At 66.6% G+C, this 17,258-nt stretch carries 12 protein-coding genes and 1 tRNA gene; 9 read left to right on the top strand and 4 right to left on the bottom strand.

The genetic code is table 11. The features are described from left to right. Positions 1 to 7: 7 nt before the first annotated feature. The gene (locus IPM49_17245) at positions 8 to 1,363 is read right to left on the bottom strand and encodes a hypothetical protein (protein ID MBK9276267.1); all 1,356 of its coding nucleotides are present in this window, start codon (positions 1,361 to 1,363) and stop codon (positions 8 to 10) included. A 92-nt stretch (positions 1,364 to 1,455) separates the two neighbouring features. On the opposite strand from IPM49_17245, the gene IPM49_17240 reads away from it, so the two are divergent. Then, positions 1,456 to 2,478 (top strand): ThuA domain-containing protein, encoded by a 1,023-nt coding sequence (locus tag IPM49_17240; GenBank protein MBK9276266.1) that lies wholly within the window; start codon positions 1,456 to 1,458, stop codon positions 2,476 to 2,478. 52 nt (positions 2,479 to 2,530) lie between these two features. Here IPM49_17240 and typA read toward each other — a convergent pair whose 3' ends face one another. After that, a complete protein-coding gene (gene typA / locus IPM49_17235; GenBank protein MBK9276265.1) occupies positions 2,531 to 4,348 on the bottom strand; it encodes a translational GTPase TypA in 1,818 nt (605 codons plus the stop codon). A 139-nt stretch (positions 4,349 to 4,487) separates the two neighbouring features. Between typA and IPM49_17230 the strand changes: the two genes are divergently transcribed. The 5 genes from IPM49_17230 to IPM49_17210 all read left to right on the top strand — a co-directional run bounded on the left by IPM49_17230 (position 4,488) and on the right by IPM49_17210 (position 10,798). After that, positions 4,488 to 4,561 (top strand) — tRNA-Arg (locus tag IPM49_17230). Between the two features lie 204 nt (positions 4,562 to 4,765). Next, complete coding sequence (locus IPM49_17225; protein ID MBK9276264.1) at positions 4,766 to 5,134, top strand: RNA-binding S4 domain-containing protein; 369 nt, start codon at positions 4,766 to 4,768, stop codon at positions 5,132 to 5,134. Positions 5,135 to 5,224: 90 nt separating this feature from the next. Further along, on the top strand, positions 5,225 to 8,788 hold the full coding sequence (locus IPM49_17220) for a S8 family serine peptidase (protein ID MBK9276263.1): 3,564 nt from the start codon (positions 5,225 to 5,227) through the stop codon (positions 8,786 to 8,788). 89 nt (positions 8,789 to 8,877) lie between these two features. Next, positions 8,878 to 10,365: a PDZ domain-containing protein gene (locus IPM49_17215; GenBank protein MBK9276262.1), complete on the top strand. Its 1,488-nt coding sequence runs from the start codon at positions 8,878 to 8,880 to the stop codon at positions 10,363 to 10,365. Between the two features lie 55 nt (positions 10,366 to 10,420). Beyond that, positions 10,421 to 10,798 (top strand): phage holin family protein, encoded by a 378-nt coding sequence (locus IPM49_17210; protein MBK9276261.1) that lies wholly within the window; start codon positions 10,421 to 10,423, stop codon positions 10,796 to 10,798. Positions 10,799 to 10,860: 62 nt separating this feature from the next. Here IPM49_17210 and IPM49_17205 read toward each other — a convergent pair whose 3' ends face one another. Next, positions 10,861 to 11,661, bottom strand: a complete 801-nt coding sequence (locus IPM49_17205) for a TIGR00266 family protein (GenBank protein ID MBK9276260.1) — start codon at positions 11,659 to 11,661, stop codon at positions 10,861 to 10,863. A 462-nt stretch (positions 11,662 to 12,123) separates the two neighbouring features. On the opposite strand from IPM49_17205, the gene IPM49_17200 reads away from it, so the two are divergent. The 3 genes from IPM49_17200 to IPM49_17190 are packed head-to-tail and all read left to right on the top strand — an operon-like array spanning position 12,124 to position 15,331. Then, positions 12,124 to 12,519, top strand: a complete 396-nt coding sequence (locus tag IPM49_17200; protein ID MBK9276259.1) for a hypothetical protein — start codon at positions 12,124 to 12,126, stop codon at positions 12,517 to 12,519. Between the two features lie 56 nt (positions 12,520 to 12,575). After that, on the top strand, positions 12,576 to 14,696 hold the full coding sequence (locus tag IPM49_17195; GenBank protein MBK9276258.1) for a tungsten formylmethanofuran dehydrogenase: 2,121 nt from the start codon (positions 12,576 to 12,578) through the stop codon (positions 14,694 to 14,696). A 2-nt stretch (positions 14,697 to 14,698) separates the two neighbouring features. Next, the gene (locus tag IPM49_17190) at positions 14,699 to 15,331 is read left to right on the top strand and encodes a dienelactone hydrolase family protein (protein ID MBK9276257.1); all 633 of its coding nucleotides are present in this window, start codon (positions 14,699 to 14,701) and stop codon (positions 15,329 to 15,331) included. On the opposite strand, the gene IPM49_17185 is transcribed toward IPM49_17190, so the two are convergent. Further along, a complete protein-coding gene (locus IPM49_17185; protein ID MBK9276256.1) occupies positions 15,332 to 17,242 on the bottom strand; it encodes a M1 family metallopeptidase in 1,911 nt (636 codons plus the stop codon). Between the last annotated feature and the right edge of the window lie 16 nt (positions 17,243 to 17,258).

Genomic DNA, 17,258 nt, shown 5'->3' with positions numbered 1-17,258 from the left:
CCGGCCCTCAGTTGCCCCCCCGGTACTTCACCGCCCCCTGCGCCAGCAGATGCTCGATGTCGTTGTTGATGCTGAGGATGAGCAGGGAAGTGGCCGTGCAGAACACCGGGCTGGTGATGCAGTGGTGACCGTTCCAGCTGCCGTCGTTGTTCTGGATGCCCACCAGGCGACCCGTGGTCTGCTGGTACCAGTTCCGCCAGCCCTGGTCCTTGGCGATCACCAGGGACTCGCCCGTCTGCAGGAAGCTCAGGAACTCCTCACCCCCGTTGTTCCCGAAGCCGCTGATGACATCCTCGCGCTGGGCCTGCTGCTTGGCAGCGTCATACACCTGCCAGGCCGCGTTCATCCGCTCGGCCTCGGTGCGGCTGTATCCCGCATCCTCCAGTGTCTCCACGCTCACCGGTGCGGCTGCGGCCACTTTGCCCTCGCGCTTGGCCCGCTCCATCCGCTCGTTCACCTCGCGGGCCTCCGCAGCGCTGTTCCGGGTGCTGCCGCTCACGGCATACAGCGTGACACCCGCTGCGCGCTCGGTGGCCACCGTGCCCTTGTCCGCATCGAAGTTGTTCTTCTGGTAATCGCGCGCCAGGCGCAACGACTCGTCGTCCACCTCGGCACCCTGGGCCTTGGCGCTCTCCAGCGCGCTCGCGGCGAAGCTGCTCTGGAGCACGCCGGCCCAGCCGTCGCCGCGCATGCTGCCGTCCGCGTTCTGCCCACGCTGGATCATGCCCACACAGGTGTTCAGCGCACGCATGCAGCGCAGCCGCTTCGGGTGCTGATCGTTCAGTTTGGCCACCAGGTTGCTGAGGTATTGCGCAGCCAGGGCCACATCGATGTTCGCGCCCAGTTTCGCCTGGATCTGCGTCCCCTGGAGCTGGGTGATGTTCACGGCATCACGAGGCGCGGCCTCCACCTGCTTCAGCAGATACTCCGTGGCGCGGCCCAGCTGCTGGGCGTGCGCACCCTGATCCAGCGTGCTGCCCATACGCATAATGGCCATGGCGACCATCGCCGTGGTGGCCGGATCGCTGGTCACCGCGTGCGGGTCCATCACATCCTGTCGCGCATGACTGCCGGCTCCATAACCACCATCCGCACCCTGTGCCTTCACCAGCCATTGCAGGCCACGCTGCTCGGCCTGAAGCACCTTCTCCGGGGTGCGCAGTACGAACGTGCTGTCCAGTCCGGCGCCTTCGTAGACCGTCATGAACACGCATTTCGGGGCCTCCGCCGACCGCGGCGGCGGTGCCGGACAGTGAACCCCCGCATGGCGCGGGTCGCTGGTCGGTGGAGTGAACGAGGCCAGCAGGACGACGATGCCGGCGGTGGCCGACAGGGCCAGAACGATGAAGGTGTTGCGTTGCATGATCGTGGGGTTTCGATGCCGATCGGCATCCGTTCAGCCCACCCGTACACGCGTCACCGCCCCGGGTTCGATCGCCTAGCTTCGAGGCACCGATGAAGCGCTTCCTGTACCTCGCTCTGGGCGCGATGCCTTTCGCAGTGCACGCCCAACCGCGTGTGCTCCACTTCACGCGCACCAGCGGCTTCGACCACGGTACGCGGGCGGTGTCCTTCTCCCTGTTCCAAGGCATCGCGCAGGAGCTCGGCCTGCTGGTGGACGATGATGCCAGCGGTGCGCCCTTCAGCGATCCACAGGTGCTCGGCACCTACGATGCCATCGTCTTCGCCAACACCAGTGGCGATGCCATCCTTGATGCGCAGCAACGGGCCCACTTCGAGACCTGGGTGGCGAACGGCGGCCATGTGCTGGGCATCCATGCCGCCTGCGACACCTACCGCCACAGCTCGGCCAACGGCGGCAACACGGGCACCTGGGACTTCTTCGCGGAGCTGATCGGCGCCAGCGTCCAGCAGACCCCGAACCATGTGAACGGAACGCCCTCGTATGCCATACAGCATATCGGCAGCCACGCAAGCACCGCCGACCTGCCCGACCTCTGGGTGAAGAACGAAGAGTACTACTACTGGGAGGGCGGGTACTACGGGCCCGACAACGTGGAGGTGCTGCGCGTGGAGCAAACCGTGGGGCCGAACGGGCTGGTGAACTCCTACGACGCGCCCCGTGCCATGAGCTGGACCCGAAGCCTGCCCACCGGCTCACGCGTGTTCTACACCGCCCTCGGGCATGCGGCGGACAACTATGTGAGCGACACGCTCTTCCGCACGCACATGATGGATGCGCTGGCGTGGCTGCTGGAGGGTACCACCAGCGTGCCGTCGGTCCATGGCGAAGCGGAACTCCACGTACTTCCCAACCCCGCCTCGGGTGAACTGACCATCGTGACGGACGCCTCGTGGAGCGGCATGCCCATGCAGCTTGTTGATGCCGCAGGGCACGTGGTCCTGCAGGGAACGCTTACCGGCGAACGGACGACGGTCCCGTTGAACAGCCTTCCCGCAGGGAGCTACCTGGTGTGCACACCGGGAGCCATGCGGCCGATCCAGATCATGCGCTGAGCGGTGGGCAAGGCCATGGGCACATGGACACCTGTCCGCATGGACCAATGCCCTAGGCCTCCTGCAGCTTCTTCGCCGCGCGCTTCCGTTCGTTCTCGTCCAGCAGGATCTTGCGGATGCGCAGGCTCTTGGGCGTCACCTCGAGGTACTCGTCCTCGGCGATGTACTCCATGCACTCCTCCAGGCTGAACTTGACCGCAGGCGCGATGTTCACCTTGTCGTCGCTGCCGCTGGCGCGCATGTTGGTGAGCTTCTTCACGCGGATCACGTTCACACCGAGCTCCTCCCCCGGCTTGGGGCTCTCTCCGATCACCTGGCCGGCGTACACCTCCTCCCCGGGCTCGATGAAGAACTTGCCGCGGTCCTGCAGCTTGTCGATGGCATAGGCGATGGCGGTGCCGGTCTCGGCGCTCACGATGCAGCCCGGGCGCGGCGTGGCGATCTGGCCCTTGTACGGCTCATAGCCCTTGAACCGGTGCGCGATGATGGCCTCGCCCTCGGTGGCGGTGAGCAGCACGTTGCGCAGGCCGATGATGCCGCGCGCAGGGATGCTGAACTCCAGCACCGTGCGGTCGCTCTTCTGCTCGATGTTGAGGATGTCGCCCTTGCGGCGCGTCACGTGGTCGATCACACGGCTGCTGAATTGCTCCGGCACCTGCACGGTGAGCAGCTCGATCGGCTCGTGGCGCTGGCCGTCGACCTCCTTGTACAGCACCTGCGGCTGGCCCAGCTGGAACTCGTAGCCTTCGCGGCGCATGGTCTCCACCAGGATGCTCAGATGCAGGATGCCGCGTCCGAACACCAGCAGCCGGTCGGGGCTGTCGGTCTCCTGAAGGCGCATCGCCAGGTTCTTCTCGATCTCCTTGAACAGGCGGTCGCGCACGTGGCGGCTGGTGACGAACTGCCCCTCACGCCCGAAGAAGGGCGAGTTGTTGATGGTGAAGAGCATGCTCATGGTGGGCTCGTCCACCGAGAAGCGGGGCAGGCCCTCCGGGTTCTCGGCGTCCGCGATGGTGTCGCCGATGTCAAAACCCTCCAACCCCATCACCGCCACGATCTCGCCGCAACCCACCTCGTGCTTCACCTTCTCCTTGCCCAGGCCTTCGAACACCATCAGCTCCTTGACCTGCCCCTTCTGCTGGGTGCCGTCGTTCTTCACCAGGGTGACCTGCTGGCCCGGGCGGACGGTACCGCGCGAGACGCGCCCCACGGCGATCCTGCCTTGAAAACTGCTGTAATCGAGGCTGGTGATGCGCAGCTGAAGCGTGCCTTCCACCTGACGCGGCGCCGGTACGTGCTGCACGATCACATCGAGCAGGTGGCTCACATCCTCGGTCGGGGACTTCCAGTCGGGGCCCATCCAGCCCTGCTTGCTGCTGCCGTACACCACCGGGAAATCGAGCTGGTCCTCGCTGGCGTCCAGGGCGAACATCAGCTCGAACACGGCCTCGTACACCTCCTCGGGCGTGCAGTTCGGCTTGTCCACCTTGTTGATCACCACCACCGGCTTCAACCCGAGCTCGATGGCCTTCCCCAGCACGAACCGGGTCTGTGGCATCGGGCCCTCGAAGGCGTCCACGAGCAGGATCACCCCGTCGGCCATGTTCAGCACGCGCTCCACCTCGCCGCCGAAGTCGCTGTGGCCCGGGGTGTCGATGATGTTGATCTTGGTGCCCTTGTAGCGCACGCTCACGTTCTTGCTGAGGATCGTGATCCCGCGCTCCCGCTCCAGGTCGTTGTTGTCCAACAGCAGGTCCTTCACCTCCTCGTTCACCCGGAAGAGCTGGCATTGGTGGAGGATCTTGTCCACCAGCGTGGTCTTGCCGTGGTCCACGTGGGCGATGATGGCGATGTTGCGCAGGTCGGTCATGGGAGGCACCGCAGGGGCGGCAGGGATTGGAGGGCCGTGCAAAAGGCCGGCAAAGGTAGGGCTTCCTGCCGCGTGGCGGGGCGGATCGCTATCTTTGCCGCGCTTCCGGGGGCGGGGATGACCTTCCCCCGGGCGGACCGGCCCCGTAGTTCAATTGGATAGAATGACAGATTCCGGTTCTGTTGGTTGCAGGTTCGAGTCCTGCCGGGGTCACGAGGCGGCGCGATGAGCGCCGCCTTTTTCATGTGACCATGTGCTCTTGCGGTCACGCGCCCATGGGGGCTCCGAACCGCTGCCCGCTGCAGTTCGAACGACCCCTGGCTTGGAGGATCCCTGATGGAAGGCCGACCTTCGGACCGACCTCCGACCCAGCTCCGCGTGCCTGTGCACATGGTCACATGGGCAGATGTTCTCCTGATGCGCATCGACAAGTTCCTCTGGTGCGTGCGGCTGCACAAGAGCCGCAGCCTGGCCACCGAGGCCTGCCAGCGTGGCCGCGTGCGCCTGAACGACCGTGAGGTGAAGCCGGCCGCCGAGGTGCACATCGATGACCGCATCGGCGTGCGCGAGCCGCCCATCTGGCGCGTGTTCCGCGTCACGGCCCTGCCCCGCACGCGCATGGCCGCCAGGCTCGTGCCCGACCACATCGTGGACGAGACGCCTTGGGATGACCTGCAAAAGCTGGAGATGGCACGCCGGGTGCAGGCCCAGGGCCGCGCTCCGGGCGAGGGTCGACCCACCAAACGCGACCGGCGCGACATTGACCGGTTCAAGGACCCGGCCTGAACCATTCCCGCCCTGCGGGTTTACAAGGGTGAGGGCCTTCCATGTTCAAGCGGGAGGCCGACGTGCACCCTGTCATCCGATCTTCGGCCCATGCGCTTGTCCGCGATCCCCTTCCTGTTGCTTGCCGCTCCCCTCTTCGGCCAGTCCGTGACCCTGGAACTGCGCTCCGGCCCGGTCATCCTCGAGGCCCTGCGCCCGGGGACCGGTCCGCTGCCATCGGAGCGGGGTGAGCAGCGCGCGGGCCGCATCCACCGCTACCTGGCCTTCGACCACACGCTGAACGCCGATGAACGTGCGCGGCTGGAGACCTCCGGCGTGCGGTTCCTGGACCCGCTGACACCGCAGGCGTGGACCGTTTCCATGCCCGCCGACATCGATCGCGACCTGTTGCGCACCGCCGGGCTCATGGCCTGGCACGCACCCACCGCGGAGGACAAGCTGGACCCCGCCCTGCGCACCGCGCTCACCGGCAAGGGCTGGCGCGGCCGTTCGGTGGCCGTCACCGTGGTGCCCTGGCCCGACCTGGGAGGCCGTTCATTGGACCGATCACCTGTGCTGGAACACCTTCCCTATGAGGAGCAGGGTTCCGAAGGTTCGCGCATCGTGCAGCTCACCGGCCGCACCCTGCGAAAGCTCCTGGACAGCCCTGTCGTGCAGTGGGTGGCTCCGGCGCCGGTGACCGGCGAGCCCGAGGACATCCGCGGCCGCACCTTCCATCGGGTGAACCCCATCGCCCCGGTACCCGGCGCACCCGGCGGTCTCGACGGCAGCGGTGTGACCGTGGTGGTGAACGACGACGGATTCGCGGGGCCGCACATCGACTTCAAGGGGCGCACCGCGCAGAGCTCGGTGGCCCAGGACCTGGTGGGCGACCATGGCGATATGGTGGCCGGCATCGTGGGCTCGGCGGGCAACCTCGACCCGCGCAACGTGGGCATGGCGCCCGGCGCAGAGATCATCGTGCGGCAGTACCAGGGGGCACTGCCCAATACGGTGACGCTGCACCAGAACAACGGCGCCGTGATCTTCAACAGCTCCTACAGCGACGGATGCAACGGGGGCTACACCACGGTGACGCGCCAGGTGGACCAGGAGACCGTGGCCAACCCCGCGCTCATTCAGGTGTTCTCCGCCGGCAATAATGGCGGGCAGGACTGTGGCTACGGCGCCGGCAGCGACTGGGGCAACATCACCGGTGGACACAAGATCGCCAAGAACTGCATCGCCACCGCCAACCTCACGGACAACGACCTGGTGGTGAACAGCAGCAGCCGAGGTCCCAGCGCCGACGGCCGCCTGAAGCCTGATATCAGCGCGTACGGCAATGGCCAGATCAGCAACGCCCCGGACAACGCTTACATGACCGGCAGCGGCACCTCGGCCGCCTCGCCCGGCGTGGCCGGCTCGCTGGCCGTGCTCTACCAGGGCTGGCGCGGACTGTTCGGCAACGATCCCAGCAGCGGGCTCCTGAAGGCCTTGGTGCTGAACACGGCCGATGACCTCGGCAACGACGGGCCGGATTACACCTACGGCTGGGGGCGCCTGAACACGTCACGCGCCTGGCAGGCCATCGTGGAGGAGCGTTTCATCACCGGCACGGTGGACCAGGGCCAGCAGCAGGTCCACACCATCGAGGTGCCTGCCGGCGTGGGTGAGCTGCGCGTGATGCTGTACTGGATGGACCCCGCGGCCTCGCTGCAGGCCCCTGAAGCGCTCGTGAACGACCTTGACCTGCTGGGTACCGACCCGCAATCCGTCACCCACCAACCCTGGGAGCTCGACAACACGCCCGTGGCCGGCATCCTCGCCGCACCCGCGCAGCGTGGCGCCGACCATGTGAACAACGTGGAACAGGTGGCCGTGCCGTCACCGGTGCAGGGCACCTGGAGCTTCACGGTCACCGGCGGCAACGTACCGGCGGGTCCGCAGGCGTACTACCTCGTGCACGAGTTCCTGCCCGAAGGACCGCGCATCACCTATCCACTGGCCGGCGATGTGGTGGCCGCCGATGAGAGCCATCGCTTCCGTTGGGATGCGCTCGAAGGGACGGCATCCTTCGACGTGTCGCTCAGCCTCGATGGCGGCATCACCTGGAGCAGTTATCCGCAGGTCCCTGCGATGCGTCGCCACTTCGACCTGGGCCTGGGCAACGTGGTGGTGGAGAACGCCCTGTTCCGTGTGGAGCGCAACGGCACCACCGACATCAGCGGCCCCTTCACCATCATACCCGTGGCCGACGGCCTGCAGGTCACGTTCAACTGCATCGACAGCGCGGGGATCTCCTGGTCGGCCGTACCGCAGGCCAGCGGCTACATCCTGCACAAGCTCGGCGCCCAGTACATGGACAGCGTGGGCTTCACCATCGGCACCACCCACACCTTCACCGGCCTCCACGCCGCGCACGACGATTGGTTCGCCGTCACGGCCATCGCGCCGAACGGCGCGCGTGCACGGCGTTCGATGGCGCTGCCACGCCCCCAGCAGCTCGTGAACTGCCAGGCCGAACACGACCTTGCGGCGGTGGCCCTGGTGCAGCCGGGAGCGCTCGTGCTCCAATGCCATCCCGCACCGTCGATCTCCGTGATGGTGCGCAACGAGGGTCTGCTGCCCGTGCAGGACTTCACCGTGGGCCGTCAGGTGAACAACGGCCCGGTCACCACCCAGTCCTTGAGCCAGCTCATCGCACCAGGGGACAGCGTGCTGGTGAACTTCACCACCCCGTTGAACGGCCTGACGGACGATGACAGCAGCATCGTGCGTGTGTGGGCCACCGCACAGAACGAGTCCTTCCCCCCGAATGACACCCTGACCACCGAGGTGTACAGCACCATGGACGCCTCGGGCCTCCCCTTCATGGAGAACGGCGAAGGGCTCGACCTGTGCTCCTCCTCGGCCCTCTGCGACCTCGCCTGCGCAGATGTGGGCACCTTGTTCAACGGGCGGAACGGCATCGACGACGACATCGACTGGCGCGTGGACGCTGAGGGCACGCCCACCGCGTCCACCGGCCCGGCAACGGACCATACGCTCGGTACCGCGAGCGGACGCTACTTCTACCTCGAGTCCTCAGGCTACTGCAGTGCGCGCCGCGCCGACCTGCACACCCCGTGCCTCACGCTGCCCACACAGGGCGCCTACGCGCTCGGCTTCTGGTACCACCTGTACGGTGCCACCCAGGGTGAACTGCATGTGGACCTCATCGTGGACGGAGTGTTGATGCCCGACATCGTTCCGATGATCAGCGGCGACCAGGGCGACCAGTGGCGGCAGGGCACCGCAGATCTGTCGGCCTACGCCGGCAGCACCGTGTCGGCTCGCTTCCGGGGGATCACCGGCAACTCCCCATACAGCGATATGGCCTTGGACGACATCGGCCTGGAACCGGCCACCGCGATCGACGAACCGGCGGGATCCGAGCCTCTCGACCTGCGCCCGACAGCAGAGGATGGCTCCTATGTGCTCGTGCTCGACCGGCCGGCCGGAGCGGGCGGCGTGGCGCGTGTGTTCGATCCGGCCGGGCGACCGGTGCGCACGCTGGCCGCAGGCCATCGCACCCAGGTGCCCATCGACCTCACCATGGCCGCATCGGGCGCGTACATCGTGCGGCTGGAGGCGGATGGCGTCGTCCGGCAAGGCCTGCTGATCCGTCCGTAGGACCGGCGGAAGGCTTAACACGATCTAACGTTCCTTAACACCGCCCCCCCGCGGGGCCCCGGGTACTTTTGGGTGCAAGTCCCACCACCATGTACGCTTCGCTCCGCTCCACGCTTCTGCCCCTGGTCTGCATCCCGCTCGTCCTGCCCGCCCAATCCGATGATGGTGCCGACGATCGGAAGGTGCGCATCGAGATCACCACCACCGAGGACGGCCGCACCTCCCGCATCGAACGCGAGTTCGACCTCAACGACGAACGATCGCTGCAGGACGCGCTTCAGGAATTGGGCGTGATGGAGGAACTGGGCACCATCGGTGCGGACGAGAACCTGATCATCGACCTGCGTCGCCTTCGTGATGGCGGCACCCTGAAGGACATGAGCCTCGCCTTCGCCCTCCGCGATGAGGCCATGGCGCGTGCACGCGCTCAGGAGCCGCGCGGCTACCTGGGCGCTTATCTCGGGATGTACAATGCGCCGAAGGAGGGCAAGGGGCGCAAGGAGGCCGATGTCGAGGGGATCGTGCTCACCAAGGTGATCGAGGATGGACCGGCCGACAAGGCCGGCCTGAAGGATGGGGATGTGGTGGTGGCGATGGATGGCGATCCGGCCGGTGGCCTCGCCGCCTTCACCGAACGCATCCGCGCCCACAAGCCCGGCGATGTGGTCACGCTTGCGGTGCTCCGCGATGGAAAGCGCTCGGAACGCCAGGTGACACTCGGGGAGACGACCGATGACCCGGAGGAATTCACCTTCGAGTTCGACAGGTGGGATGAGCCGGAGGCTCCACCGATGACCTTCACCGTGAAGCCACGCGCCTTCCTGGGCGTGAACGGTGATGAAGGTCCGGAGACCAGCGGTGAAGGTGCGCGCGTCGGTTCCGTGGTGGACAGTTCGGCCGCCCAGCGGATGGGCCTGCAGGCGGGCGACCGCATCGTGGCCATCAACGAGGCGCCGATCACCGGCTTCGGTGACCTGGCGGAACGCATCGCCGGCATGGAGCCGGGAACGGCCGTGCAGGTGGAGGTGTTGCGCGATGGCGAACGACGCACCCTCACCGGGACCCTGGGCGAACGCCGCATGCGCTCGTGGGTGATGCCTCCGATGGCCCCGTTGGCCCCCCTTCCCCCGCTGCCCGATGAGGACCGCGCCACCATCCGCCGCGAGATGGAGGAACTGCGCCGCGAAATGGAGCACCTGCGCCGCACCATGCGCAGCGATATCCTCCGGGAGATGCACGTGGAAGTGGGCACGGTGGAGGTGTCGCCGGAGGAGCGGGCCCTGCTCGAGCGGAAAGGGGTCTCCGGCCTTGACCGTTCGCCGGACCTCGGCGACCTGCGTTGCGCCCCCAATCCCAGCGATGGCTTCTACCGCATCCAGTTCGACGTGGCCGAGCGCGGCGAGCTCGTGGTGGACGTGCACAACGCTCAGGGCGACCGCATCTACCACGAGACCATCACCGGGTTCAAGGGCCGCTACGAGCGCACCCTGGACCTCAGCGACCAGGCCGATGGCACCTACTTCCTCGTGGTGGCGCTGGATGGCAAGGCCACGCCGCGCAAGCTGGTGAAGCACTGATACGGATCGACCGACACGCGGGGGCCTCATGGAGGCCCCTGCCTATTTTGTGCCCATGAAGGCCTTGATCCGGTTGATCATCACCACCATCGCTGTGCTCATCTGCGACCTGTTGCTCAGTGGCGTCAGCCTGGGCGATCTGGGCGAGACCCATGGGGTGCTCACCGCATTGCTCACCGCCGCCGTGCTCGGTCTGCTTAATGCCTTCGTGCGGCCCCTGCTCATCCTGCTCACGCTGCCCGCCACGGTCCTCACGCTGGGGCTCTTCCTGCTCGTGATCAATGCCGCGGTGGTGCTGCTCGCCGCCGAGCTCGTGCCGGGCTTCGTGGTGCGCAACTTCTGGTGGGCCCTCGGCTTCAGCCTGCTGCTGTCCGTGGTGGAGAGCTTCCTGAACGCGCTGGACCGGGGACCGCGACGGGATCGGGCCGAGTGACCCACTGCTGGAATGCACATGGGCCGGGGGTACCGGCCCATGCGATGGAGCAGCGCCCGATCTCAGTTGTCGCCGTCCAGCAGTCCGCCCAGCCCGCCGAGGATGGAGCCCTCCTCGCGGCGGCGGCCACCGGCGCGCGGTGCAGCGGCCACGATGGTGTCCGCCAGGCGGCTGAAGGGCAGGCTCTGCAGCCACACATGACCCGGCCCGCGCAGGGTGACGAAGAAGAGGCCCTCGCCCCCGAACAGCGTGTTCTTGATGCCGCCCACGAACTGGATGTCGTAGTCGATGCCGTAGGTCATGGCCACCAGACAGCCCGTGTCCACCTTCAGCACCTCGCCAGGGGCCAGTTGGCGCTCCACCACCGTACCGCCGGCATGGATGTACACCTGGCCATCGCCCTCGAGCTTCTGCATGATGAAGCCCTCGCCCCCGAACAGGCCGGTGCCGAGCTTCCGCTGGAACTCGATGCCCACCGAAACGCCCTTGGCCGCGCAGAGGAAGGAGTCCTTCTGACAGATCAGCCGCTGCCCGTGGTCGCGCAGGTCCATGGGCAGGATCTTGCCCGGATACGGCGCCGCGAACCACGCCGTCCGCCGACCGGTGGACTGGTTCGTGTAGGCGGTCATGAACAGGCTCTCCCCCGTGAGCACCCGCTTGCCGGCGCCCCACAGCTTGCCCATGAAGCTTTGCTCCTGTCCATTGCCATCGCCGAAGATGGTCTGCATCTGAACGCCGTCGTCCATCATCATCAGGCTGCCCGCCTCGGCGATGACGGTCTCCTGCGGATCAAGGGTGATCTCCACGCATTGCATGTCGTCGCCGACGATGCGGTGGTCGATCTCGTGTGCTCTGCGGTCCATGGACTGTTGAATGATGGCCAAAAGTAGACCGGCCGTCCGGTGACGTGTTGGCGATCACACCGGCGGCGCCTGGCGGCGGGGAGCGGCGCGGAGCCGGTCTCGGGCCGCGGGCCGTTCCGATGAGGCAAGCGACGCGGCTCAGGACACCGAGGAGGAGATCCGCCTGTACCGGAGCATTTCAGCTACGGCTCTCACCAGGCATGGTGCGATCCATGAACTGAGGCCAGAGCGATGTTTCAACGGGCCACCAGCCATGCTATCTTGCTTCCATGCGACGGTCAGGACCGCAACAGGAGGTTCCATGTTGCAGTTGCATGGGCCGACAAGGCGCCACCTCCCCCGTTGTGGATTTCGCAACCTTCCTGCCACAAGCCATATCCAAAGACCTCATACTGATGGCTTCGGACGACGCATGCGATCCGCGGGGCTGACACAAGGGATGTTGTTGATCCACGAGTTGACATGATCGCGATCCAGCTCGGGTGCATCATCGCTCTACTGTTCCTCGGATGGCTGGGCATCCGGAGGAAGTGGAAGGTCTTCGGTTGGGCGGTCTTTGGCTTGGTCGCGCTTGCCACCGTGGGCAGCATCGCCTTCCTCCTCATGATCTCGTATGCCTTTGGCGAAACGTGTAGGACTGTCAAAGAATGGCGCGTTGATGAATATCACTTGGTGCGTCAGGAATGCCTGGGATGGGCCGGTCCACCCTACTATCCCGTTCATCTGGTGCTTCATGGCGACAGGATCTCGACCACGACCAGTTGGACGGATTCATGCACCATTACCTTCATCATCGACAGGTCCGATACGCTACACTTCAACGTGTGTGAACTTAAGCTGGACGGAACGGCTCACTGATACCGTCCTCCCACCTCCCCCCGGACCCCTAACTTCGCGGGTCCTGAACCGTGTCCATGCCCGCGACCGCCAAGCCGAAAGCCGCCGACAACCGCAGCGCCCACCAGCCGGACCGCGACACCCTGCTGCGCGCCTGGGAGCTGATGTGCACGGCCAAGGCGATGACGGAGCTGTACGAGGAGCACTTCAAGCTCACCAGCAAGTACGTCCACGCCACCAGCCGCGGCCACGAGGCCATCCAGATCGCGCTCGGCCTGCAGTTGAAGCCGCAGGACTTCGTGGCCCCCTACTACCGCGACGACAGCATCCTGCTCGGCATCGGCATGGAGCCCTACGAGCTGATGTTGCAGCTGCTGGCCAAACGCGACGACCCCTTCAGCGGCGGCCGCACCTACTACGGCCACCCCAGTCTGCGCCGCGAAGGCATGCCGCGTATCCCGCACCAGAGCAGCGCCACCGGCATGCAGGCCATCCCCACCACGGGCATCGCCCTGGGCCTGTGGTACAAGGAGCGCGCAGGCATCCCCCACGACCGCAACGGTTCGGCGGATGACGCCCCCCCGGTGGTGGTGTGCTCGCTGGGCGATGCCTCCATCACGGAGGGCGAGGTTGCCGAGGCCTTCCAGATGGCCGTGCTGAAGAAGCTGCCCATCATCTACCTGGTCCAGGACAACGAATGGGACATCAGCGCCAGTGCGGACGAGATCCGTGTGGCCGACGCACCGGAGTACGCCAAAGGCTTCAAGGGGCTTGAGGTGCGCAGCATCGATGGCAGCGACTTCTCCATCTGTCACGCTACGCTCAGCGAGGTGATCGCCACGGTGCGCCAGGAGCGCCGTCCCTTCCTGGTGCATGCCAAGGTGCCGCTATTGAACCACCACACCAGCGGGGTGCGCATGGAGTTCTACCGCAGCGAGGAGAACCTGGCGGAACACCGCAAGCGAGACCCGCACCCCCGCCTGCTGCAGCACTGCCTGGACCAGCGCCTGCAGCTCGACGGTCTCAAGCAGATCGAACAGAAGGCCATCGCCCGGGTGAAGGCCGACTTCGAGCGGGCCTGCGCCGCGGCCGACCCGCCCCCCGAGGACCTGTTAACCCATGCCTTCGCACCGACGCCGGTGACCGAGGAACGTGGCGAACGCGCACCCAAGGACCGCCAGCCGACCGTGATGGTGGACTGCGCGCTCTTCGCCATCCGCGAACTGATGCAGGACGACCCGCGCTGCCTGCTCTACGGACAGGACGTGGGCGCCCGGCTGGGGGGCGTGTTCCGCGAGGCCGCCACGCTGGCGCGCGACTTCGGCGACCACCGCGTGTTCAACACCCCCATCCAAGAGGCCTTCATCATCGGCAGCACGGTGGGCATGAGCGCCGCCGGTCTCAAGCCCATCGTGGAGGTGCAGTTCGCCGATTACATCTGGCCGGGGCTCAACCAGCTCTTCACCGAAGTGGCCCGCAGCGCCTACCTCACCGTGGGCAAATGGCCGGTCTCGTGCATCATCCGCGTGCCCATCGGCGCCTACGGCAGCGGTGGACCCTACCACAGCAGCAGCGTGGAGAGCGTGTTGTGCACCATCAAGGGCATCAAGATCGCGTACCCCAGCACCGGCGCCGACCTCAAGGGCCTGATGAAGGCCGCCTACCACGACCCCAATCCGGTGGTGATGCTGGAGCACAAGGGCCTCTACTGGAGCAAGATCAAGGGCACCGAGGAGGCGAAGAGCGTGGAGCCCGCACCGGACTACATCATCCCCTTCGGCAAGGCGCGGATCGTGCTGCAGGCCGACGCCGATGCCGTGTCCCGCGGGCAGGCGGCGGTGGTGGTCACCTACGGCATGGGCGTGTACTGGGCCCAGGCCGCCGCCAGGGGCTTCGCGGGACGGATCACCGTCATCGACCTCCGCACGCTGGTGCCGCTGGATGAGGACACGGTGATGGAGCAGGTGCGTGCACATGGTCGCTGCCTCGTGGTGACGGAAGAGCAGCTCACCAACAGCTTCGCCCAGGCCCTGGCCGCCCGCATCGGCGACCAGTGCTTCGCACACCTCGATGCGCCTGTTCGCACGCTTGGTGCCGTGGACATGCCCGCCATCCCCCTCAACAGCACGCTGGAGGCGGCGATGATCCCCAGCGCGGACAAGGTGGCGGTGGCGCTCAACGAGCTGCTCAGCTACTAGCCGTGGAGGAGCACTTCATCCGCGTGGGCCGCACGGCCCGCTACCACCAGCTTGGCGACCCACGCACCGCGTCGCGGCTCTGGGTGGTGGTGCACGGCTACGGGCAGCTGGCCCGCTACTTCCTGAACGCCTTCGCCCCCGTGGCGGGTGGTGATGCGGTGGTGGCCCCCGAGGGCTTGAGCCGCTTCTACCTCGATCCGGCGCATCAACGCGTGGGCGCCACGTGGATGACCCGCGAGGACCGCGCGCACGAGATCGACGACCATGTGCACTACCTGGACGCGCTGGTGGACCTGCTTCAGCCCGCCGACGGGCGCCGCCCGCTGCACGTGCTGGGATTCTCCCAGGGTGTGGCCACCGTGGCGCGCTGGCTCACACGAAGCGAACACCGGCCCGCACAGGTCGTTCTTTGGGGCGGAAGCCTGCCACCCGAGCTGCAGCGCGACGAGCTGACGCGGGCCTTCGGAAGCTGCCGGGTGGACCTGGTGCACGGCGAACAGGACACGCTGGTGCCCTCGGTCCAGTGGGAGCAGAACGCCGAGCGCTTTGCGGCGGCCGGGATCACCGCAGAGCGACATCTGTTCCCCGGCGGCCACGCCCTGGACCCGGTGGTGCTGCGCCGTTGCTTCGGCTGATCAGAGGGTGACCGGATCGCTCATCGGCGTCCAGTCCAGCAGTTCGTCGATCGTGCGCACCGTGACCGAGTGATAGTTGGGTCGCGCACGCTGATAGATGTTCCTGGCCATGGCCCTTCCCTTCTCACTGGTCTGCAGGGCCTCGAACAGGGGCTGCACGAATTTCCTGCGCCCCACTTCGGTGAGGAAGGCGTCCAGGCGTTCGTAGGCCGGCGGATAGTCGTTGCGCACGCATTGCTCCAACCAGGCCGCCACCACCTCCGCATTGCCCGAGCGCGTGAAGCCGAAGGCCGCATCCAGGTCGGCCATGCGGTCGCCATCAAGGCTGTCCGGCAGATGCCGCACGAAGTGGATCCACTCGAAGGTGCTCCAGCCCGTGGTGTGCAATTCGTTCGCGGGGGTGCCGGTCCGCCACCGTTCGATCTCCACCTCCACCTTCAGGAACCGGTCGCTCACCGGCACCACCAGGTCCTTCGGAATTCCGGTCCCATACACCCACTCCTTCACGTCCACCTGCACGCGGAGGGGTCGAACGAGATGTTCATCGAGATGCGCCAGGAACTCCTCGGTGGTGATGGCCTTGAAGGCGAAGCGGTCGAAGTAGGCGCGGAGGAAGGCGTCGAAACGCTCGCGACCCACCTCCTCCTCCAACCGGCGCAGGAACGCGTACCCCTTCTCATAGGCGATGTCGGACACCCCATCATCGGGATCGCGCCCCGCCAGGTCCAGCTTCAGCCGGGTGTCCTGCACCGCGCCATCCGCGGTGAAGCGCTCCACCGAATGCTGGAGGTCCTGATAGCCGAGCAGCGCGAGCATGCCTGCGTACTCCGGGCCATAGAGCCGTTCACAGATCCGCTTCTCGAAGTACACCGTGAAGCCCTCGTTCAGCCAGAAGTCGTTCCACGTCGCATTGGTGACGAGGTTGCCGCTCCAGCTGTGCGCCAGCTCATGGGCGATGAGGGCGGTGAGCGACCGGTCGCCGGCCAGAATGGTGGGCGTGGCGAAGGTGAGGCGGGGGTTCTCCATGCCGCCGAAGGGGAAGCTGGGCGGGAGCACCAGCACGTCGTACCGTTCCCATCGGTACGGGCCGTAAAGCGCCTCGGCGGCCTCCACCATCTCCTCCATATCCGCGAACTCCCAGGCCGCCTTCTCCACCAGTTCAGGTTCCGCGTAGACGCCCGTGCGTGCGCCGATCGGCTTGAAGTCGATGTCCCCCACGGCCAGGGCCATCAGATAGGCCGGTATGGGCTGGTCCATCCTGAAGTGGTAGACGCCATCCGCCGTCCGGTCCTGCGGATTGGCCGCGCTCATCACGGCCATGAGCCCACCGGGGACCCGCACATCCGCCTCGTAGGTGAACCGGATGCCCGGGCTGTCCTGGATCGGGATCCAGCTGCGGGTGAGGATGGCCTGACCCTGGGTGAAGAGGAAGGGATGCCGCCCTCCTTTGGTCTGTGCGGGGCTCAACCATTGAAGCGCCCGTGCCGAAGGACCGGTGGCGTACGCGATGCGGATGCTGTCCACCTGGCCGGGCAGCTCCACCTCGAGCGCCGCACCCAGGGGGCCTGCTTCGCCGAGGGTATAGGGCAATGGGCGACCTCCGCCGTCCGTGACCGAATCGATCCGCAGCCCGTCGGTGTCCAGCACGATGCGGGGACCATGTCCGGGCGCCAGCGCATAGCCCGCCACACCGGCGATCCTCCGCGCCTGCATATCCACGGAGATGTCGAGGTGCAGGTGTGTGATGACGGCCTTCCGGGGCCGTGCGGCGCTGTGGACGTCCATGGTGGCGGAGGAGCGTTGGGAGGCGTCCACCTGTTGGCCCTTTCCTTCATCCTGCCCCGCTTGCGGGGTGCAGTGCGAAAGAAGAAGGACGAGGCCGGGGACGACCAGATGACGGGGATCGGACATGGTGGGAAGGAGGGTG

The organism is Flavobacteriales bacterium, assembly GCA_016715895.1.
Taxonomy (GTDB): Bacteria; Bacteroidota; Bacteroidia; order Flavobacteriales_F; family PHOS-HE28; genus PHOS-HE28.
Note: the sequence above shows the minus strand (reverse complement) of the source record. Positions and strands in the feature narration are given on the sequence as shown.

Excerpts from the sequence above, each read along its gene's own strand:
- IPM49_17245 (MBK9276267.1), bottom strand. The coding sequence starts at position 1,363 with ATGCAACGCAACACCTTCATCGTTCTGGCCCTGTCGGCCACCGCCGGC.
- IPM49_17240 (MBK9276266.1), top strand. The coding sequence starts at position 1,456 with ATGAAGCGCTTCCTGTACCTCGCTCTGGGCGCGATGCCTTTCGCAGTG.
- typA (MBK9276265.1), bottom strand. The coding sequence starts at position 4,348 with ATGACCGACCTGCGCAACATCGCCATCATCGCCCACGTGGACCACGGC.
- IPM49_17225 (MBK9276264.1), top strand. The coding sequence starts at position 4,766 with ATGCGCATCGACAAGTTCCTCTGGTGCGTGCGGCTGCACAAGAGCCGC.
- IPM49_17220 (MBK9276263.1), top strand. The coding sequence starts at position 5,225 with ATGCGCTTGTCCGCGATCCCCTTCCTGTTGCTTGCCGCTCCCCTCTTC.
- IPM49_17215 (MBK9276262.1), top strand. The coding sequence starts at position 8,878 with ATGTACGCTTCGCTCCGCTCCACGCTTCTGCCCCTGGTCTGCATCCCG.
- IPM49_17210 (MBK9276261.1), top strand. The coding sequence starts at position 10,421 with ATGAAGGCCTTGATCCGGTTGATCATCACCACCATCGCTGTGCTCATC.
- IPM49_17205 (MBK9276260.1), bottom strand. The coding sequence starts at position 11,661 with ATGGACCGCAGAGCACACGAGATCGACCACCGCATCGTCGGCGACGAC.
- IPM49_17200 (MBK9276259.1), top strand. The coding sequence starts at position 12,124 with ATGATCGCGATCCAGCTCGGGTGCATCATCGCTCTACTGTTCCTCGGA.
- IPM49_17195 (MBK9276258.1), top strand. The coding sequence starts at position 12,576 with ATGCCCGCGACCGCCAAGCCGAAAGCCGCCGACAACCGCAGCGCCCAC.
- IPM49_17185 (MBK9276256.1), bottom strand. The coding sequence starts at position 17,242 with ATGTCCGATCCCCGTCATCTGGTCGTCCCCGGCCTCGTCCTTCTTCTT.